At 71.1% G+C, this 19,905-nt stretch carries 16 protein-coding genes; 9 read left to right on the top strand and 7 right to left on the bottom strand.

Annotation, left to right across the window (positions count from 1 at the left end):
- Positions 1-8: 8 nt before the first annotated feature.
- Entirely contained in the window at positions 9-566 is a 558-nt protein-coding gene (locus Pmi06nite_RS33100; protein ID WP_203957116.1) for a ribonuclease FAU-1 family protein, read from the top strand.
- Here the strand turns inward: Pmi06nite_RS33100 and Pmi06nite_RS33095 are convergent.
- The 5 genes from Pmi06nite_RS33095 to Pmi06nite_RS33075 are packed head-to-tail and all read right to left on the bottom strand — an operon-like array spanning position 559 to position 8,686.
- Positions 559-2,097, bottom strand: coding sequence for a DHA2 family efflux MFS transporter permease subunit (locus Pmi06nite_RS33095; protein ID WP_203957115.1), 1,539 nt, complete (start codon positions 2,095-2,097; stop codon positions 559-561). The two genes, Pmi06nite_RS33100 and Pmi06nite_RS33095, sit on opposite strands and share 8 nt — an antisense overlap.
- 30 nt (positions 2,098-2,127) lie before the next feature.
- Positions 2,128-5,373 (bottom strand): AfsR/SARP family transcriptional regulator, encoded by a 3,246-nt coding sequence (locus Pmi06nite_RS33090; RefSeq protein ID WP_203957114.1) that lies wholly within the window; start codon positions 5,371-5,373, stop codon positions 2,128-2,130.
- 15 nt (positions 5,374-5,388) lie between these two features.
- Positions 5,389-6,519, bottom strand: coding sequence for a hypothetical protein (locus tag Pmi06nite_RS33085; RefSeq protein ID WP_203957113.1), 1,131 nt, complete (start codon positions 6,517-6,519; stop codon positions 5,389-5,391).
- Positions 6,516-7,775, bottom strand: a complete 1,260-nt coding sequence (locus Pmi06nite_RS33080; RefSeq protein WP_203957112.1) for a glucarate dehydratase family protein — start codon at positions 7,773-7,775, stop codon at positions 6,516-6,518. Before Pmi06nite_RS33080 ends, Pmi06nite_RS33085 begins: the two co-directional genes overlap by 4 nt.
- A complete protein-coding gene (locus Pmi06nite_RS33075; RefSeq protein ID WP_203957111.1) occupies positions 7,769-8,686 on the bottom strand; it encodes a 5-dehydro-4-deoxyglucarate dehydratase in 918 nt (305 codons plus the stop codon). Before Pmi06nite_RS33075 ends, Pmi06nite_RS33080 begins: the two co-directional genes overlap by 7 nt.
- 264 nt (positions 8,687-8,950) lie before the next feature.
- Between Pmi06nite_RS33075 and Pmi06nite_RS33070 the strand changes: the two genes are divergently transcribed.
- A complete protein-coding gene (locus tag Pmi06nite_RS33070) occupies positions 8,951-9,751 on the top strand; it encodes an NAD-dependent epimerase/dehydratase family protein (protein WP_239114374.1) in 801 nt (266 codons plus the stop codon).
- 1 nt (position 9,752) lies between these two features.
- The gene (locus Pmi06nite_RS33065; RefSeq protein WP_203957110.1) at positions 9,753-11,267 is read left to right on the top strand and encodes an aldehyde dehydrogenase (NADP(+)); all 1,515 of its coding nucleotides are present in this window, start codon (positions 9,753-9,755) and stop codon (positions 11,265-11,267) included.
- A gap of 188 nt (positions 11,268-11,455) precedes the next feature.
- Here Pmi06nite_RS33065 and Pmi06nite_RS33060 read toward each other — a convergent pair whose 3' ends face one another.
- Entirely contained in the window at positions 11,456-12,829 is a 1,374-nt protein-coding gene (locus Pmi06nite_RS33060; RefSeq protein WP_203957109.1) for a pectate lyase family protein, read from the bottom strand.
- A gap of 61 nt (positions 12,830-12,890) precedes the next feature.
- The gene (locus Pmi06nite_RS33055; protein WP_203957108.1) at positions 12,891-13,808 is read right to left on the bottom strand and encodes a 5-dehydro-4-deoxyglucarate dehydratase; all 918 of its coding nucleotides are present in this window, start codon (positions 13,806-13,808) and stop codon (positions 12,891-12,893) included.
- Positions 13,809-14,038: 230 nt separating this feature from the next.
- On the opposite strand from Pmi06nite_RS33055, the gene Pmi06nite_RS33050 reads away from it, so the two are divergent.
- From Pmi06nite_RS33050 to Pmi06nite_RS33025, 6 genes are all read left to right on the top strand, one after another.
- Entirely contained in the window at positions 14,039-14,905 is an 867-nt protein-coding gene (locus Pmi06nite_RS33050) for a carbohydrate ABC transporter permease (RefSeq protein ID WP_239114373.1), read from the top strand.
- A 30-nt stretch (positions 14,906-14,935) separates the two neighbouring features.
- Positions 14,936-15,823 (top strand): carbohydrate ABC transporter permease, encoded by an 888-nt coding sequence (locus tag Pmi06nite_RS33045; RefSeq protein WP_203957106.1) that lies wholly within the window; start codon positions 14,936-14,938, stop codon positions 15,821-15,823.
- A gap of 27 nt (positions 15,824-15,850) precedes the next feature.
- Positions 15,851-17,143, top strand: a complete 1,293-nt coding sequence (locus tag Pmi06nite_RS33040; RefSeq protein ID WP_203957105.1) for an ABC transporter substrate-binding protein — start codon at positions 15,851-15,853, stop codon at positions 17,141-17,143.
- Positions 17,144-17,227: 84 nt separating this feature from the next.
- Positions 17,228-18,391: an enolase C-terminal domain-like protein gene (locus tag Pmi06nite_RS33035; protein WP_203957104.1), complete on the top strand. Its 1,164-nt coding sequence runs from the start codon at positions 17,228-17,230 to the stop codon at positions 18,389-18,391.
- A 30-nt stretch (positions 18,392-18,421) separates the two neighbouring features.
- Positions 18,422-19,195: an IclR family transcriptional regulator gene (locus tag Pmi06nite_RS33030; RefSeq protein ID WP_203957103.1), complete on the top strand. Its 774-nt coding sequence runs from the start codon at positions 18,422-18,424 to the stop codon at positions 19,193-19,195.
- A gap of 232 nt (positions 19,196-19,427) precedes the next feature.
- Positions 19,428-19,886, top strand: coding sequence for a nucleoside deaminase (locus Pmi06nite_RS33025; protein WP_203957102.1), 459 nt, complete (start codon positions 19,428-19,430; stop codon positions 19,884-19,886).
- The last annotated feature ends 19 nt before the right edge of the window (positions 19,887-19,905 follow it).

The following is a 19,905-nucleotide window of genomic DNA, read 5'->3' as shown; positions in this document are numbered from 1 at the left end:
TGCCGCCCATGTCTGAGGTGGGCGCGGACGAGGTGGGCACGGACAAGGTGAGCGCGGGCGGGGTGGGCGCCGCCGAGGTGAGGGTGGTCTACCGCAAGTACGGCGGCGGCCTGCACTGGAACCATGCCGGGCGGCTGCTCGGCGAGGACGAGCACGGGGTGTGGGTCGGCTGTCCCGCGGGGACCGTGGCCCGCAAGGGGTACGGTCCGCCGACGACGTGGGTGCAGGCGTATGTGGGCCTGTTCCCCCGCGACGCGTGGTGGACCGCGATGTTCTACGCGGCCCCGCACGCGATGGAGATCTACTGCGATGTCACCACCGTGCCGCGGTGGCGCGGTGACGAGGTGGCCATGGTCGACCTCGACCTCGACGTCATCCGGTTCAGAGACGGCCGTCTTCACCTGGACGACGAGGACGAGTTCGCCGAGCATCAGGTCCGGTACGCGTATCCGGACGACGTCATCAGCCAGGCGGAGCGGTCGGCCGCCTGGCTGATGGACGCCGTGGGCCGTGCTTGCGGCCCCTTCGGCGGCGCGCACGCCCCGTGGTTGTCGCTCGTCAGCTGACGGCGACGGGCCGGTCGGCCGGCTCCTCGTGCTCGGGGATCACCTTGGGGACCCCGCGCAGCGCGAACAGGGTTGCGCCCGCGAGGCAGACGAGGATCGCCGCGGCCGTCAGCACGGTGACCTGGATGCCGTCCACGAACGCCTGCCTGGCCGCGTTCGTGACGGCGGCGGCCAGGTCGCGGGGCAGCGTGGAGGCGGCCTCGATCGCACCTCCGAGTGTGTCGCGGATCTGGCCGTCAGCCGCGGCGGGCACCCCGGGCGGGAGGACGAGCCCGTTGCGGTAGGCGGAGTTGAGCACGCTCCCGAGCACGGCGATCCCCAGCGCGCCTCCGATCTCGTGGGCGGTCTCGGAGATCGCCCCCGCCGCTCCGGCCCGCTCCTTCGGCGCCGTCGCGAGGAGCGTGTCGTTCGTGACGGCGAAGGTGAATCCGATGCCCATACCCTGGATGATCATGGCGACGAGGATGTAGGGATAGCTCACCTCGATCCCGATCCGGCTGAACATCGCGAATCCGATGGCGACCATGACCAGGCCGAGGGCGACGACCGGTCCCCGTCCGATCTTCTGTACGAGCGGCCCGGCCAGGGCTCCGCCGGCGCCGCCGGCCAGCCCGCCCGGCATCCCCGCGAGTCCCGCGATGAGGGGTGTCCAGCCCGCGACCAGCTGGAAGTACTGGGCGAAGACGAGCGACATCGCCAGCATGGCGAACATGGCGACCAGTTCCGCGCCCACCGACGCGGAGAACGACCGCCGGCGGAAGAGGCGTACGTCGATGAGGGGCTCGGCCAGTTTCGTCTGCCGCCGGACGAAGACCACCAGCGCCGCGAGGCCGACGGCGCCGGAGACGACGACGGAGACCTCCGCGACACCGTGGTAGGCGGCCTCCTTCAGGGCGTAGACCAGCCCGAGGACGCCGATCACCGAGAGCGGGACGCTGACCAGGTCGATCCGGCCGGGGTTGGGGTTGCGCGACTCGGGCAACACGACCGCACCCGCGATGAGGATGAGCGCGACGACCGGCAGGTTGATGAGGAAGACCGAGCCCCACCAGAAGTGGTCGAGCAGCGCCCCGCCGATGATCGGCCCGAGGGCGAAGCCGATGGCCGAGACGCTGCTCCAGATGCCGACGGCGGTGGTCCGCTGCCGCGGGTCGGTGAAGACGTTGCGGATGAGCGACAACGTCGACGGCATGATGGTCGCCCCGGCGACGCCGAGCAGGGCCCGGGCCGCGATGAGCAGGCCGGGGCCGGGGGCGTAGGCCGTCACGGCGGAGGCCACCCCGAAGGCGACCGTGCCGATGAGCAGCAGTCGTTTCCTGCCGATCCGGTCGCCCACGTTGCCCATGGTCACCAGCAGTCCGGCCAGCGCGAAGCCGTAGATGTCGACGATCCAGAGCAACTGGGTCGCCGACGGGTTCAGGCTCACCACCAGCTTGGGGACGGCGAGGTGCAACACGGTCAGGTCGATGGACAGCAGCAACATGGCGAGGCAGGCGATCACGAGCGTGCCCCATTTACGGGTGTCGTTCATGCCGTCAGCGTGGACGGGAGCGCTGACGAGTCACCCACCGAACGCTGACAGGTGCCCTTCCAGGACGGTCAGCGCGGGCGCCGAGGCGTCGGGGACTGCGGTCATCCGTTCACTCGTCAGCAGTTTGCCGCGCTCGTACACGTCGTCGTAGGCGGCGTCGCCGAGGAGCGCGCGGCAGCGGGCGGCGACCCGGGCGGCGTCGGGGTCGCCTACGGACGCCGAGCCCCGAAGCGCCGACCCGACGCCGAGCAGCAGGGCCGCCCGTTCGCCGTCGTGGGAGAGAAGGGCGACTCCGGCGAGACCCTCCGCGATCCGGGCTGCCAGGGAGAGGTCCCGGTCGCTGACCACCGTGGTCAGCGCCCGGCGGTGCCAGGCCAGGGCGTTCGCCTCGTCGCCCTCCATCTGGGCGATCCAGCCGAGCGCCAGGAACAGGCGGGTGCGTGCCTCCTCGGCGCTGTAGGAGTCCGCGGTGCACTCCGCCAGTGCCTTCTCGAAAAGAGAGCGGGCCTCGCCGAGGTCCCCTCGCAGGCGCACCATCTCGCCGAGTCCCAGGTGCGCGGTGGCGAGGATCTCCGGCCCGCCGGCCCGCCGGGCCAGGCCCACGGCGCGCTCGTAGTCGGCACGGGCTCCGGCCTCATCGCCCATCCGGGCCCGTCCCGCGGCCCGGCGGCACAGGATCTCGGCCACGTCCAGCACGGCGCCCAACTGTTCGGCCAGTTCCAGTGCCTCGTTGCAGAGCGCCTCGACCTCGCCGTAGTCGCCTCGCAGCGTGGCCAGATCGGCGTGGGCGGAGAGCATGGTCACCAGCAACCAGCGGTCGCCGATGGCCCTGACCGCGGCGACCGACGCGATGACCTGGCGCTCGGCCTCCTGAAGCCGCCCGTTGAAGGCCAGGAGGAACGCGCCGCCGAAGTTGATGAGCGCGCTCACCCACGGATCCACCCCGAGCAGGCCGGGCGGGACCTGGATCTCGGTGCCCCGTTCCGGCGGGCCGCCCACGGTCGCGCGGACCAGGAAGACGTACGGCTGGCGGGGAATCGTCTCCACATGGTCCACCAGCCCAAGAGCGGTCTCCATGTAGCCGCCGAGTTCGGCGACGTGACCGCCGCCCCACACGGCGAAGAACGCGGACAGTGCGTACTCCTCGTCGAGACCGGCCGGCACCTCCGGGCCGATCCGCGACAGAAGGTCCCTCGCCAGGCCGGCGGCCTCGCTCCGCAGACCGCGCAGGAGCCAGTAGCCGGTCGAGGCGGACAGCAGGCGCAGCGCGCGGACGGCGTCACCCGAGCGGGTCGCCCTGCGCACGGCCGCGTGCAGGTTGTCGTGCTCGTCGTCCAGCCGGCGCAGCCACTCCAACTGCTCCGACCGGCGCAGATGGGCGTCCGCGGTCTCCGCGAACCGGAGGAAATACGCGGAGTGGGCGTCGTGCAGGCGTGCCTCCTCGCCCGCCTCCGCGAGCCGTTCCGCGCAGAAGGCCCTGATCGTCTCGAGCATCCGGTAGCGGTCGCCCACCACCTCGACCAGGGACTTGTCCACCAGGGAGGCGAGCACGCCGTCGGTGTCCGGAAGCCCGCACACCTGCTCGGCCCCCTCCAGCGTCGCTCCGCCCGCGAAGACCGTCAGTCGTCTCGCGAGCGCACGCTCGGTGTCGTCGAGCAGGTCCCAGCTCCACTCGACCACCGCGCGCAGCGTCCGATGCCGGGGCTGCGCCGTACGGCTCCCGCGTGACAACAGGGCGAAGCGGTCGGCGGGAGCGTCGTCCACGACTCCTGAGACCGTCTCCAGGTCGCCCCGCACGGCGACTCCGAGCCGGTTCGCGATCTCGGTGGCACTCATCGAGCGCAGCCGGGCGGCGGCCAGTTCGATGGCGAGCGGCAGCCCGTCGAGTGCGCGGCACACGCGCAGGACGTCCTCGGTGATCGAGGCGTCGAGCTCGAAGCCGGGCCACACGGCGCGGGCGCGCTCGGCGAACAGCTCGACCGCCGGATAGGCGAGTGCTTCGTCGGCGCCGCTGCCCGACGGCGGAAGGGCCAGCGGCGGAACCGGGTAGAGCCGTTCGCCGGTGATGCCGAGCGCCTCGCGGCTGGTGGCGAGGATGCGGAGCGCGGGGCAGGCGGCCAGCAGCCGGTCGGCGAGCCGGGCGGTCTCCTCGACGACGTGCTCGCAGTTGTCCAGCACGAGCAGTGGCGGCCGGTCGGTGAGGGCCGCGACGAGCCTGGCCAGCGGATCCGGGGGCGCCGCCTGCCGCCCGGGGGCAGGGCCTGCCAGCAGGCCGGTCTCCTGGAGGCCGAGCGCGGCGAGCACGGTCTGGGGCACGTCGGTCCCGTCGCCGAGCGGCGCCAACTCGACGAAGCAGACGCCGCCGGACCGGCGTCCCGCGGCCTCGGTGGCGAGACGGGTCTTGCCGGTGCCGCCGGGTCCCGTGAGGGTGACCAGCCGTGCCTCGCTGAGCAGGGCGTCGATGAGCCGCAGCTCGTCCGTCCGCCCGACCATCGTCGTGAGCTGGGCCGGTATCGACCGCCGGGCCGCTGAGGCGGGGGAGAGGGAGGGGTCGGAGCGGAGCACGGCCAGGTGGATCGAGGCCAGCTCCGCGGACGGATCGGTGCCCAGTTCGTCGGCGAGCCGCCGCCGCGCGTCCTCGAAGGCCGCGAGCGCCTCGGCCTGGCGTCCGCTCGCGTACAGGGCACGCATGAGCTGGCCGCGCGACCGCTCGCGCAGTGGATGGGCCGTCACGCGCCGGTGCAACTCGGGCAGGAGATCGCGGTGCTCACCGAGGGCGAGCGCCGCCTCCGCGAGGTCCTCGGCCGTGTCCAGGCGCAGCTCTTCCAGCCGTGCGGTCTCTGTGGCGGCGAACGGCGCGTCGGGGATGTCGGCGAGGGCCGGGCCGCGCCACAGGCCGAGCGCCTCACGCAGGAGCGCCGCGGCCGCGTGATGATCGCCGGACGCCAGGGCGCGCCGGCCTTCGGCCGCCAGCCGCTCGAACCGCAACGCGTCCACGTCGTCGGGCTCCACCGCGAGGCGATAGCCGGCGGGATGGCGCACCACGAGGTCGCCGATCTGCTGACGTAACCGGGAGACCTGGGCCTGCAGGGCGTTGGTCGCGCTCGCCGGAGGCTCGGCGCCGTAGAGGCCGTCGATCAGACGCTCGCTGGTGACCACCCGGCCCCCGCCGAGGAGCAGCAGTCCGAGAAGCGCACGAAGGCCCGGGCCTCCGATGGAGACCGGGCGCTCGTGGTCGAGCCAGGCCTCTGTCTGGCCGAGAATGCCGAACCGCATGACAGTGATTGTCGCTCACCGGGCGATGGTCGCGGAGATCGCTTCCAGGCGGGCGGCCGAGGCGAGGCCGCCGTGGTACCAGTGGATCTCCTCGGCTCCCGCCGCGATGTAGGCGTCGGCCAGCCAGGACAGCGCCGCCGGGTCCGCGGGCCGCGGGGGAAGGGCCAGCAGGTAGGCGCCCACGCGAGGGCCGAGCCGCCCGAGCGCCCGCAGACCGGCCTCGTCGACCTCGAGGGCGTTCCAGCAGTTGCCTACGAGCACGTCGGCGTCCACCCCGGGGGGCACGGTCGCGAAGGGTCCAGTCGCCCATGGGTCGGCGCTCGCGTGCAGGGCGACGGGCATGCCGGGCCGTACCGACCGGGCCTCGGCGAGGAGCAGGTCCCGCAACTCGCCCGCGAGCCCCGTCCGGAGATCCCGTACGGCTTCCGCCAGGTCGCCGAGGGCCTCCTCCACCGACGACACGGACCGGGGGTCGCGGTCGACGGCCGCCCTGATCTTCGAACGCAGCACGGCGACGTCGAGACCCGCCGACTCGTACCGGGAGACGCACGCCGCGCAGAAACACAGGGACAGCAGCGCGAGCTGGGCGGGGGACCAGTCGGTCCCGTCGGTCTTCTCGTGGTGGCCGCCGTGGCGGAACCCCAGTGCGCCGCAGGCCTCGAGGATCAGCGCGTCGGGCGCGCCGAGCTCGACCACCTCGTGCACCAGCGTCCGGCAGTACTCGCGCACGTCGCCGGACGCCGGGCAGAGCGCGTATCGGTAGGACTCCCCGAAGGCGTTCCTGACGACGAGGTCAGGGTTGGCCGCGCCCAGCAGCGAGTTGTGCGTGAGCACCGTCCAGGCGTGTACGGCCAGGCCCTCGGCGCGCAGGGCGTCACGCGCCTCCCCGAACGGGTCGCCGGGCGCCATCCACGACGGCGTGCCGGGCACCAGACGGCTGTTCTTCCACGCCTCCTCCCGGACCGGGACGTAGCACGCGGAGTGCAGGGCGTCGACCAGCCGATGGGCCGGATGCAGGGGGGTGGCCGCCCGGGTCGTGTGGTACGAGGCGGCCAGCGCCACGGCGTCGGCACCGAGCGCCTTCAGGCGTCCGGCGGCGGCGTCGTCTCCGACGAGGTCCCAGGGATAGGCGTAGATGACGTTCACCAGCGTGGCCTCCGGCGGGAGAAGGACGGGTGGAAGCGCTTCATGTACGACGTGTCGTCGCGAGAGCGTATCCCGCACTTCTCATACTGCTCGTTCATGACCGCGAGAGCGTCACGGTCGAGTTCGACGCCGAGCCCCGGACCGTCCGGCACGGGGACGGCCCCGTCCACGAAGCGCAGCGCTCCGGGCGCGACCACGTCCTGACCGTCCTGCCACGGCGTGTGGGTGTCGCAGGCGTGGGTGACGGCGGGCGTGGCCGCCGCCAGGTGGGTCATCGCGGCCAGGCTGACGCCCAGGTGCGAGTTGGAGTGCATCGACAGCTCGATGCCGAAGGTCGCGCACAACGTCGCGATGTGGGAGGACTTCACGAGCCCGCCCCAGTAGTGGTGGTCGATGAGCAGCACGCCGATCGCCCCCTGCCGGATCGCCGGGGGGAGGTGGTCCGGTGTGACCACGCACATGTTCGTCGCCAGGCGCATGGGGACGTGCGGCGCGACGGCCGCCATCGCCGCGATGCCGTCGGCGGGGTCCTCCAGGTATTCCAGGACGCCGTCGAGCGCGCGGCCCACCTCGATCGAGGTGTCCACGCTCCAGGCCGCGTTGGGATCGAGACGCAGCGGGTGACCGGGGAAGGCCTCCCGCAGGGCCAGGACGGCCTCGATCTCCTCAGCGGGAGGGAGAACCCCGCCCTTCACCTTGATCGAGCGGAAGCCGTACCGGTCGACCAGCAGGCGGGCCTGCTCGACGAGGCCGGCGGAGTCGAGCGCCGCCCCGAACACGTCGTCGGGCCCGTCCGGATGCCCGGCCCACTTGTAGAAGAGATAGGCGCTGTACGGCACGGCGTCCCTGACCTTGCCGCCCAGCAGGTCGGCGACGGGCCGTCCCGCGGCCTTGCCCTGGATGTCGAGGCACGCCACCTCGAACGGGGAGAACACCCGGTCGACGGTCTTCTCGCGCGTGGAGGCCCCCGTCAGCCCGTGCTTGTCGGTGACGACCTCGGCGCCGACGGAGGCGGCCACGGCCGAGTACACGGCGTTGCGGTGGTAGGCGTCGAGCCCGATCAGCGACCGCGCGGCCGTCCGCACCTTTCCGAGGTGGTCGAGGTCGCCGTAGGTCTCGCCCAGGCCGGTGAGGCCCTCGTCGGTCACCACTTCGACGATCGTGCGCAGCGCCCACGGCTCGTGCACGCCCGCCGCGTTGAGGAGCGGGGGGTCCCTGAAGGCGACGGGTGTGACCGTGACCTCGCGGATCAGCATGCGGCGATCTCCATTCCCCTCGTGATGAGGCGTTCGAGCAGGGCGACGTGCTCGGGCGCGGCGTCGACCAGGGGCGGGCGCACCCCGCCCACGTCGAGGCCCACGTCGAGCCCGCGCAGCGTGACGCCCGCCTTGACCAGGGCGACGGCGTAACCCGGCACGAGATCGCGGAGCTCGACGAGCGGGCGGTAGAACTCGGACAGCAGCCGTCGCGTCAGGACGTCGTCTCCTTCTGTGACCGCCCGGTGGAAGGCGAGCGCGACCTCGGGCACGAAGCAGAAGGCGGCCGAGGAATAGAGGTTCACGCCGAGCCCCCGGTAGGCGAGGACCGTCATCTCCGCCGTGGGCATCCCGTTGAAGAAGGCGAAGTCGCGGTCGGTGGCCTGCCGTACGGCCAGGATGATCCGCTGCAGCCGGTCGAGATCGCCGAGGCCGTCCTTGAACCCCACGATGTTCGGCTCCAGAGCGAGCTCGGCCGCGGCGCCGGGGGTGAACACCGCGTTCCCGCGCTGGTAGACGATCGCGGGAAGGTCCGTCGCCGCGCACACGTGGCGGACGTAGCCCACCAGGCCCGCGGGGGGAGCGGTCACCAGGTAGGGCGGGAACACCAGCAGGCCGTCCGCTCCGGCCAGGGCGGCGGTTTCTGCGCACGCCCGCGCGAACGGCAACGGTCCTCCGGCACCTGAGAACACGGGGACGCGCCCCGCCGTCGCCTCGACGGCGATCCGCACCACGCGTGCGTACTCCTCCAGGCTCAGGGCATGGAACTCGCCGGTGCCGCAGGCGGCGAAGACCCCTCCGGCGCCCGCGCGCACGCCGTCCTCCACGTGCCGGCGCAGCGCCTCCTCGTCGAGCGTGCCGTCGGCGGTGAAAGGAGTGACCGGGAAGAACAAGACACCATCGAGACGCATCGATCCACGCAATCTTCGTAGCCGTCACCGTCGGCGCGGCCAGGCCGGAGCAGAGGGGGCACCCATCTCTGTTCATATACGTGAATCAGAGTCAGGATTGTGAACTGTCCTCGGCAACTGTAAGAATCGGTACTAACGGTGTCAAGGTTCCCCAAATAAGCGGACATAGATGCTGATATCTGACAGGTGGAGATTACGGGAGAGGCCGCCACGACGGGCCGGCAAGGCCAAGGTGCGGCGGGTTCGACGTCGGACAGGAGAACCATGCGAATTCTCATGACGGGGGCCGCGGGCGGCGTCGGCACCCTGCTGCGTCCCAGATTGGCCCGCGAGGGGCGGGTCCTTCGCCTGCTCGACCTCGCCGCGGTCGAGCCGGGCGACGGGGAGGAGGCGATCACGGCCGACGTGACCGATCCCGAGGCCATGGCCGGGGCCATGGACGGCGTCGACGCCGTCCTGCACCTCGGCGGGTACAGCGTGGAGCACCCCTGGCAGGACATCCTGGACGTCAACATCAACGGCACGTACGTGGTGCTGGAGGCCGCCAGGAAGGCCGGCGTCCGGCACGTCGTGCTCGCGAGCAGCAACCACGCCGTCGGCTTCCACCCCCGGGAGGCGGAGGCCCCCGACTACCTGTTCCCCCGTCCGGACACCTTCTACGGCGTCAGCAAGGTGACCAAGGAGGCCCTCGGCTCCCTCTACCACGACAGGTACGGCATGGCGGTGACCTGCCTGCGCATCGGGTCGTGCTTCGAACGGCCGAGGGACCTGCGCATGCTCTCGACCTGGTTGTCGCCCGACGACTGCGCCCGGCTCACCGAGGCCGGGCTGGCCGCGGACGGATATCACGTGGTCTGGGGGGTCTCCGCCAACACCCGTGGCTGGTGGTCGCCGGAGGAGGGCCGGGCCATCGGCTACGAGCCCAAGGACGACGCCGAGGTCTACGCGCCGGGGCTCATCGCCGAGTTGGGTGAGCCCGATCCGGAGAGCATGGAGCACGCGCTGCTGGGCGGGCGGTTCTGCGGACCCGCGCTCGACGTCGACAACCTCACCCGGGAGCGCTGACATGACCGGCATCGACACGGTGATCGACACGGTGGTGGAACGCGCGGCCGCGGCGGGGACGAAGTGGCGGGCCACTCCGGCCGCGGAGCGCGCGACGATCCTGGAGGGCGTCGCCGACGCGCTGCTGAAGCATCTCGACGAACTGTGGCCGGTCGCCGACGCCGAGACCCACCTCGGCGAGGTGCGGCTGCGCGGTGAGGTCGGGCGGACCGCCTCGCAGTTCCGGCTGTTCGCCGAGGTGCTGAGAGACGGCGGTTCGGCCGAGGCCGTCATCGACCACGCGGATCCCGGGGCGACGCCTCCCCGCCCCGACGTGCGGCGGATGAACCACCCCGTCGGGGTCGTGGCGGTCTTCGCGGCGAGCAACTTCCCGTTCGCGTTCTCGGTGGCGGGCGGCGACACGGTCTCGGCGCTCGCGGCCGGCTGCGCCGTCGTGGTCAAGGCGCACGAGGGCCACCCGGAGACCTCCGACCTGACCGCCTCCGTCGTACGGCAGGCCCTGCCCGACCCCGACCTCCTCGGACTCGTGCACGGCTTCGACGCGGGCGGACCGCTGGTGCGGCATCCGCTGGTGTCGGCGGTCGGCTTCACCGGCTCGCTCGCGGGCGGCACGGCCATCAAGGGGCTGATCGACCAGCGGCCGGACCCGATCCCCTTCTACGGCGAGCTCGGCAGCGTCAACCCGGTGATCGTGCTGCCCTCGGCGGACGCGGCGGCCGTGGCGGCGGGGTTCGCCGCCTCGCTGACGCTGGGCGTCGGGCAGTTCTGCACCAACCCCGGCCTGATCTTCGTGCCGGAGGGCCCCGACGGTGACAGGAGTGGGTTCGAGGGGGCGATCGGGGACGCGGTCGCCGCGACCACCGGCGGCCGGATGCTCACCGCCAAAATCCACGACGGGTATCTCCGCGCGGTCGACCGGCTGTCCGGGCGGGCCGGCGTGGCCCGGCTGGCGACCGGCGCCGCCGGGACGGCCGCGGACGCGGTGACTCCCCAGGTGTTCTCCGTTTCGCTGGAGGCCTTCGCCGACGGGCTTCCCGAGCTGGGGGAGGAGTGCTTCGGCCCCACAGCGATAGTCGTGAAATATCGCAATCTGTCCGACCTGCCTGCCGTACTGCGGCGGCTGCCGGGCTCGCTGACGGCGACCGTGCACGCGGCCGCGCAGGTGGGCGGTCAAGGAGCTGGTCAGGTCGGCGTCCAGGGAGCCGATCAGGTCGGCGGTCAGGGGGCCGGGCCCGAGGAGGCCGCTGACATCGTGCCGGTCCTCGAACGGCTCGCCGGCCGCCTCATCTGGAACGGCTGGCCAACCGGCGTCGCCGTCACGTGGGCCATGCACCACGGCGGCCCGTGGCCCGCCTCCACCGCCCCCGCCCACACCTCGGTCGGAGCGGCCGCGATCAGGCGGTGGCTGACCCCCGTGGCGTACCAGGACTGGCCCGAGGCCTTCCTGCCGCCCGAGTTGCGCGACGACAACCCGCTCGGCGTGCCGCAGCGCGTGGACGGCCACCTGCGCACCTGACGGACCCTCGGCCTGGCGGGCCCCCGGTCCTCGGCACCCGGTCTTTCGCCGAGCGGAAGGCCCGCTCGCCGGTTCTCACCCGATCTCGCCAGGCCGGGTGAGAACCGGCGGGCCTCCGCCAGGCGGGCTCCTCCGCTCCGGCCGGTGGGCCCTTCGTCCGGTGGGCCCTCCGCCAGGCGGGCCTTCCGTCAGGACAGGTGACCCGCACCCGCGTGGCGGGACACCTCACGCCTGACCGTGCTCGCGGGGTCGATCCGTGTGTGCAAAGTCGGGGTCCATCCCGCGTCGGTGCCCAGGTCGGGATCGTGGGCCGCGTTGTAGACGCCGACCAGGTCGATCGGCCGCTCTTTCCCGCCGACGCGCAGCAGATTGCCCCGCGCGGTCAGCGTGGTGCCGCCCCAGTCGTAGAGCAGCGCCGCCGGGTCGACGGCGCGACTCAGCCGGAAGTAGTTGTTCTCCGCGACGATCTGGGACTGAACGCCGACGCCGATCGCGTAGACGAACGTGGCGGCGTCGGGCACCTCGTAGTAGTTGTCGTAGACGTGGACCTTGCCGAATCGCACGCGGGGCAGTCGCTGGAGCGTGTCGGAGAAATGGTTGTGGTGCACGGTCACGCTGAGCTTGCCGGAGTCGGCCGCCGGGTTGTTGGTCGAGCCGATCAGCATGGTCTTGTCGTGGCCGGAGAACTCGTTCCATGACACGGTCACGAAGTCGGACCCGTTGGTGATGTCCGTCTGCCCGTCGTGCACCTGGTACGGCCGGCCGAAGTACAGCGGCTGGGCGGAGTCGGGGTTGGTGCCGTCGGTGAAGGTGTTGTGGTCCACCCAGACGTGTGTCGAGCCGGTCACCGAGATGTTGTCGTAGAGCGAGTTCCAGTTGCCCGTCTCACCGTCCGTGGGGTCCCACTGGGGGAAGCAGTCGGCCGCGTCCTCGAACCGGATGTTGCGGATGATGACGTTGTCGGCCTTGTCGACGTGCAGGTTGAGATGCCGGATCGTCGCGCCGGGCAGGCCGACGATCGTGGTGTCCGACGGCACCTTCAGCTTGATGTGGGCGGTCTGGTTCGCCGCCGAGGCGGCCCTGGCGTCTTCGAGAGGGCCGGACGGCTCGGCGTCCCTGCCCCAGACGGCCGGATCGTAGGCGGCGAGGTAGCCCGCGAGCGTGTATCCGCCCGTGGCGTAGTCGGCGCAGGTCCTGCCGCTGTCGAGGCGGCCCTTGACGTAGATGATCCGGGGGCCGGGCGCGGCGAGCGCCGCCGCGAGCTGCGACCGGCTGGTGACGGTGTGGACGTTCGCCGGTGGGGCCGCGGCTCCACCGGTCGTCCCCGTCCCCGCGGACGCCCAGCCGTCGTTCGCGGGCAGGATCCGACGGCCGAGCCCGGCGCCGAGCCCGGCGCCGGAGGTGCTGACGGCGCCTTCAACCGTGCCGGTAGTCGTGCCGGCGGTGCTGATGGCGCCGGCACCCGTCCCGGTGGTGGCCGCCTCGCTCGCGGTGGCCGCCCCGGCGGGCGCGGCTGTCGCGAGCGCCAGAACGGCCGACAGGAGGAGGGTCTTGTTGCGCATGAGCTGACTCCGTTTCCGGTGGCCCGGGGCCGGCTCCCGCGATCGCTGCCGAGCCGCGATCTCATGGCGGGTCCGGGGATCGCTCCAGGTCCTCCATCAGGGCGAGGCCACGCTCGATCAGCTCCGCGAGCCTGCTCACGTGCTCGGGGCTCGGATCGACCAGCGGCCGGCGGACGGGTCCCACGTCCTGACCACGCAGGCGCACCCCCGCTTTCACCAGGGAGACGGCATATCCGGGGCCCAGGCCCCGCAACTCGACGAGCGGCAGATAGAACTCCTTCATCAGACGGTCCGCCACGTCGTCCCGCCCGTCGCGGAACGCGTCGTGACAGGCCAGCGCCAGGTGCGGCAGGAAGCAGAACACCGCGGAGGAGTACCGGACCACCCCGAGGTCGCGGTAGGCCCGCTGGGACGTCTCGGCGGTCGGCAGGCCGTTGAAGTAGAGCAGCCCGGAGGGCGCGGCGGCGATGATCCGCCGCATCAGATCCAGGTCGCCGTGGCCGTCTTTCAGGCCGATGATCCCGGGGTGCCTTGCGAGCTCCGCCACGGTCTCCGGCTCGAAGACGGCGTTGTCCCGCTGGTAGAGGATGATCGGCAGCCTGCTGCCGTCGGCGAGCGCCTCGTAGTGGCGGCGCAGGCCGTCCTGGCCGGCGTGGACGAGGTACGGCGGGAGCGCCAGCAGGCCCTGGGCCCCCGCGTCCGCCGCGGCCGCGGCGAACTCCAGGGCCATCGCGGTGCCGTATCCGGTGCCGGCGACGACGGGCACCCGCCCGCCGGCCTCCTCGACGGCGGCCGCCACACAGGCCGCGTAGTCGCGCAGGCTCAGCGCGGCGAACTCGCCGGTCCCGCAGCAGGCGAACACGGCTCCGCAGCCCGCCTCGACGCCCTGGCGGACATGCCGCCGGAAGGCTCCGAGATCGAGCCGCTCCTCCTCGTCGCACGGCGTGACCGGGAAGAACAGCAGGCCGTCGAAGGACAACTGACCCCCCTGACATGTTTCTGGACGGAATTCATATACATGAACACCCGGACGGTAAGCCCGGCAGGCCCCGCGGTCAAGACATCAAGCCGAAATCAGGAGTGCGATGACCGGAAACATTTCGAATAGGACACGACTCCTTGACAACCTCCTGACCGAACATCACCGTGGAGGCCGTCCACGTTTGTGAACTTGGTTCAGAAATGTGTCATCTTGAGAGGTGGGTGCCGATGGCGTCCCTGCGCCGCAGAGCGGTGCCGTACCTGCTGATATCTCCGACGGTGGCGCTCATCGCCGCGTTCCTCGTCTATCCGATCGGCAGCGTCGCGTACTACAGCCTGCAAAATCGCAACCTGACCCGGCCGTGGGCCGACGGGTTCGCCGGGCTGGAGAACTTCCGCCGCATGCTCTTCGAGGACGAACTCTTCTGGCAGAGCCTGGGCTTCACCGCGAAATGGGTGGTCGCGGAAATCGGCCTGCAACTTCTGCTGGGTCTCGCGCTGGCGCTCATCGTGAATGAAAGTTTCATCGGCAGGGGGCTCGCCCGGTCGCTGGTCTTCTCCCCGTGGGCGGTCTCCGGCGTGCTCACGACGGGCATCTGGATCCTCCTCTACACACCGCAGACCGGCGTGCTGAGGTTCCTGGGCCAGCCGGAGACGGCCGTCCTCGGGAACCTCGACACGGTGTTCCCCGCCGTCGTCGTGACGGAGTTGTGGCGCGGGGTGCCGTTCTTCGCGATCCTCCTGCTCGCCGGACTGCAGGGCATCCCCGGAGAGCTGTACGAGGCGGCGGCCGTCGACGGCGCCGGCCGCGTCCGGCGGTTCCGTCACGTGACCCTGCCCCATCTGCGTGACGCGATCGTGCTGGCCACGTTGCTCCGCTCCGTGTGGGAGTTCAACAACGTCGACCTGCTCTACACGCTCACCGGCGGCGGCCCGGCGCAGGTCACGACCACGCTGCCGCTCTACGTGGCGCAGCGCGCCATCGACTCGAAGGACTTCGGCTACGGCTCGGCGCTGACGATGGCCGGGTTCGTGATCCTGCTGTTCTTCTCCCTCCTCTACCTCCGGCTCAGCCGGTTCGGGGAGGAACGATGACGGGCGAAGCCAAGAAGACGGGCGGCCGGCATGAGCACTGACGTCGCGATCCGGCCGGGGCGGGCGCACGCGCCGCAGAACCGGTCCCGCAGGCGGCCCCGGCCGAAGCGGGACCGCGGCCGCGTCCTGCGGCTCTACGTGCCGCTCGGGCTGTACCTGGTCTTCACCCTCATCCCCTTCTACTGGATGGTCGTCTTCGCGGTGCGGCCCTCGGGCTCGACCACGCCCGTGCCCTGGCCGATCACCTTCGAGCACTTCGAGACGGTGTGGAACGACATCGGCTACGCGGTGTTCTTCCGCAACAGCGTGATCGTGGGGGTCTGGTCGCTGCTGGCCACCACCGTCCTCGCCGTGATGGGCGGGTACGCCCTGTCCAGGTTCCGGTTCAGGGGCCGGAGCCTGTTCATGGTCGTGCTGTTGTGCACCCAGTTCATCCCTGGGGCGATGTTGCTCATCCCGCTGTTCACGATCTTCAAGACGCTCGGGCTGATCAACAATCTCGGCAGCCTCATCGTCGCGGACACGGTGTTCAACCTGCCGCTCTCGGTCATCCTCATGAGCGGGTTCATCTCGGCCGTCCCCTTCACGGTCGAGGAGGCGGCCATGGTCGACGGCTGCACGCGACTGCGGGCCTTCCTCGCCGTCGTCCTGCCCCAGTTGCGGCCGGGACTGATCGCCGTCGGGTCGTTCGCGTTCATCCACACGTGGAACAACTTCCTGTTCGCGCTGATGTTCGTCAGCCGGCAGGACAGCTTCACGATCCCCGTCGGGCTCAGCTACACGATCGGGGAGTACAGCGCCGACTTCGGGGCCCTCGCGGCCGGGGGCGTCGTCGCCGCCGTTCCCGTGGTCTGCGTGTTCGCAGTGGTCCAGCGCTATCTCGTGACCGGCATCAGCGCCGGGGCGGTGAAGGGATAGCTCCCCCCGCCACCATCAGGAGGAACCATGAAGAGAACAACGGCCTGGGCGGCGATAGCCGTCCTCACGGTCGCGGTCGCGGGCTGCGGCTCGGGATCCGATCCGGGCTCGGAGGAGTCCGGCAAGACGACAATCACCTTCTGGGACAACAACGGGGGCACGCGCACCCCGATCTACCAGGAGCTGATCAAGCGGTTCGAGACCGCCAACCCGACGATCCACGTCGAGTACGTCGGCATCCCGATCGCCTCGGTCCAGCAGAAGTACGACACCGCCATCGCGGGCGGCGACACCCCGGACGTCGGCGGCGTGACCACCTCCTACCTGGCGAACCTGGTCGGCCAGCAGGCCCTCGAGCCCGCCGACGACTGGCTCGGCAAGAGCGCGGTGAACGGCAAGCTGGCCGCGCCCATGCTCGACTCGGTCCGCGACACCGTGCCGGACGGCAAGCTGTACCTCGTTCCCGGCACCTCCAACCTGGACGTCGTCTGGTACCTCAAGGACAAGCTCCCCGAGGCGCCGAAGACGTGGGACGAGTTCTTCACCGACGCGCACGAGCTCACCAAGGCCCCCGACCAGTACGGCTACACGATCCGCGGCGGCGCGGGCTCGATCTTCCAGGTGCTCGCCGAGATGTACGCCTACTCGGGCGTCACCGAGTTCTTCGACGCCTCGGGCAAGAGCACGGTCAACGACCCGAAGAACGTTGAGTACCTGACCAAGCTGGCCGGCCTGTACAAGAAGGACACGCCGGAAGCCGACGTCACCAACGACTTCCCGAAGATGGTGGCCGCGTTCGGCACCGGGAAGATCGCGATGATGCACCACAACCTCGGCTCGTACAACGACCAGGTGAAGGCGCACGGGGCCGACAAGATCGGCGCGTTCGCGTTGCCGACCGGCCTGTCCGGCAAGCGCACGATCGTCGCCAACCCCGTCGACGGCTTCGCGGTCTTCAAGGGCAGTGAGCACAAGGACGCCGCCTGGAAGTTCGTCGAGTTCCTGGTCTCCAAGGAGAGCAACAGCTACTGGAACCAGCAGACGGGTCAGATCCCGGCCAACACCGAGGCGCAGGGCGACTCCTGGGTGACGGCCCTGCCGCACCTCAAGACGGCGGTGGACGCGCTCAACGACCCGAACACCGCGGTCGTGTCGCCGCCCTACTACCTGCCGCAGTTCTCCTCGATCACGAAGGCCGACACCGAACCGCTCTTCCAGAAGGTGCTGCTCGGGCAGATGAAGCCCCAGGAGTTCCTCGACACCATGGCGCAGAAGCTCACCGACGCCCAGGCCGAATGGAAGAAGGCGACCGGCGGCTGACCCCTGGACGGGGCCGGTGCGACCCTGACCTCGCACCGGCCCTCAGGAGTGACCAGAGCAGGCATCGAGAAGGGAAGCAGGCACATGGCGGTCGTCGAAAGCGTCAAGGTCACCGTGTTCACGACGGTGACCGGATCCGTGGTCGACGGGCACGGTCACCGGCATCCGGGGCCGCCGCGCGAGATCCAGGAGGCGCTGTTCACCGTCACCGACGGCGACGGCGTCACCGGCCACTGCCTGACCCAGCCGGACACGGTCAGGGAGACCGTGATCAGGAACCACATCGGGCCCGCGCTCCTCGGCCAGGACAGCCTCGAACGCGAGCGGTTGTGGCATCGGATCGCCCACCGCCAGCGCGGCGCCCAGGGCAACCTCTCCGACCGCGCGCTCAGCACCGCCGACCAGGCGTTGTGGGATCTGGCCGGCCGAACGGTCGGGCTTCCCGTGTGGAAGCTCCTCGGCGGCGCCCGGTCCGAGGTCCCCGCCTACGCGAGCACGATGTGCGGCGACGACATCCCCGGCGGGCTGGCGACGCCGGAGGACTACGCCGCCTTCGCCAAGGACCTGGTGTCCCGCGGCTACCGCGCCATCAAACTGCACACCTGGATGCCGCCCATGCCGTACGGCGTGGCCCGCGACATCGCGGCGTGCACCGCGGTCCGCGAGGCGGTCGGGCCGGACGTCGCGCTCATGCTCGACAGCAATCACTGGTACTCCCGGTCGGAGGCGCTGACGCTCGGGCGGGCGCTCGACGACCTCGGCTTCGCCTGGTACGAGGAGCCGATGGAGGAGGCGTCGGTCCAGTCCTACCGCTGGCTGGCCGATCAGCTGAGCACGCCGATCCTCGGGCCGGAGACCTCGTGGGGCAAGCACATGGCACGCGCCGAGTGGGTCGCCGCCGGGGCGTGCGACATCCTCAGAGTGGGCGTGGTGGGATCCGGCGGAGTCATCCCGGCGCTCAAGGCCGTTCATCTCGCGGAGTCGTTCGGGATGGAGTGCGAGATCCACGGCAACGGCTCGGGGGCGCTCGCGGTGATCGGCGCCACCACGTGCGGGCAGTGGTACGAGCGGGGGCTGCTGCATCCCCATTCGGACTACGACACCGCGCCGCCGCATCTGCGGTCGATCGTCGACCCTCTGACCGGCGGAAACGTCCGGATGCCCACCGCTCCGGGGCTGGGCGACGATCTGGACCACGATTACATCGCCGCCCACGCGGTCGCGTCCTGGGGAACCCGCTCACAATAGGAGGCGGACAGGCGGGTCAGGGAGGTACACATGGCGGAACCGGTGCCACACGTGAAGTCGGCGCTGCGAACGGTCGAACTGCTCGACTTCTTCGCGCAGTATCCCGGGCAGCACAGCCTCACCGATCTCCAGGGGAAGCTCGGCTACCCCAAGAGCAGCCTGCACGCCCTGCTGAGGACGCTCGTGGACCTCGGCTGGATCGAGACCGACGTCACCGGCACGCTCTACCGGATCGGCATGCGGGCCCTGCTCGTCGGCGCGACCTACATCGACGGGGACCCGCTGGTGCAGATCGCCCATGACGCGCTCGACTGGCTCGCCGAGACCACGGGGGAGACCGTCCACCTGGCCAGGCTGGACCACTTCGACATGGTCTACCTCGCCACCCGGGCATCCCGTCACTATCTGCGGCCGTTCTCCCGGGTCGGCAGGCGGCTGCCCGCCAGCACCACCTCTCTGGGCAAGGCGATCCTGGCGACCAGGGACGACGCGGAGGTCCGCACCCTGCTGCCGGCCGAGCTCCCCGCGCTGACCCGTCACACGATCGTGGACCACGACCGGCTCATCACCGACCTGCACAGGGTCCGCAAGCGCGGCTACGCCGTCGACCGCGAGGAGAACACCGAGGGGCTGCGCTGCTTCGGCGTCGCCCTGCACATCACCGACCCGCCCCGCGACGCCATCAGCTGCTCGGTGCCCGTGCCGCGGCTGACCGCCGAGAGGGAGAAGGACATCGTCGCCTGCCTCCTGGAGGCGCGCGAGCGCATCGAACGGTCGGCGCTGCGGCAACGCCGGGCCTACTGAACCCACGCTCCGCGGCCGGCGTCCGCACCCCCGGCGCTCGCGCCGCTCGTGCGCCCGCGGATTCGTGTCACGGATGTTGCGCTGATCGCACGGCCGGCCATCGGGCCCTTTTGGGACGTCCGGAGATCTTCTCCCGGACGCCCCGAAGGCGGATAGTGGAGGCGGCGGACACCGCGGCCCCGGCCGTGTGATCCTCCGTCGCAGGTCCCTTCGCGGAGCGAGAGGCGGCCCGATGACAGACGGACGTGACGACGCGGACCTCGCCATGCTGGCGGTCGCCGTCGAAGAGGCGAGGAAGGGATACGCCGAAGGCGGCATCCCGATCGGGGCGGCCCTGTTCGCCGCCGACGGCCGGTTGCTGGGCAGGGGCCACAACCGCAGGGTCCAGGACGACGACCCCTCGGTCCACGGCGAGACGGCGGCCTTCAGGAACGCGGGCCGCCAGCGCGGCTATCACGGCACGACCATGGTGACCACGTTGTCGCCCTGCTGGTACTGCAGCGGCCTGATCCGGCAGTTCGGCATCTCCCGCCTGGTGGTCGGCGAGTGCCGGACGTTCATGGGCCGCCACGAATGGCTGGCCGAGGCGGGTGTCGAGGTCCACGTCCTCGACTCCCGGGAGTGCGTCGATCTGATGACCGAGTTCATCGCGGCCCGTCCCGAGCTCTGGAACGAGGACATCGGTCGCTGAAGCCCCTGATCCGCCGCCT

The sequence above is a fragment of the Planotetraspora mira genome (genome assembly GCF_016863275.1).
In the GTDB taxonomy this organism is placed as follows: domain Bacteria; phylum Actinomycetota; class Actinomycetes; order Streptosporangiales; family Streptosporangiaceae; genus Planotetraspora; species Planotetraspora mira.
This window is presented reverse-complemented; position numbering and strand designations above follow the sequence as displayed.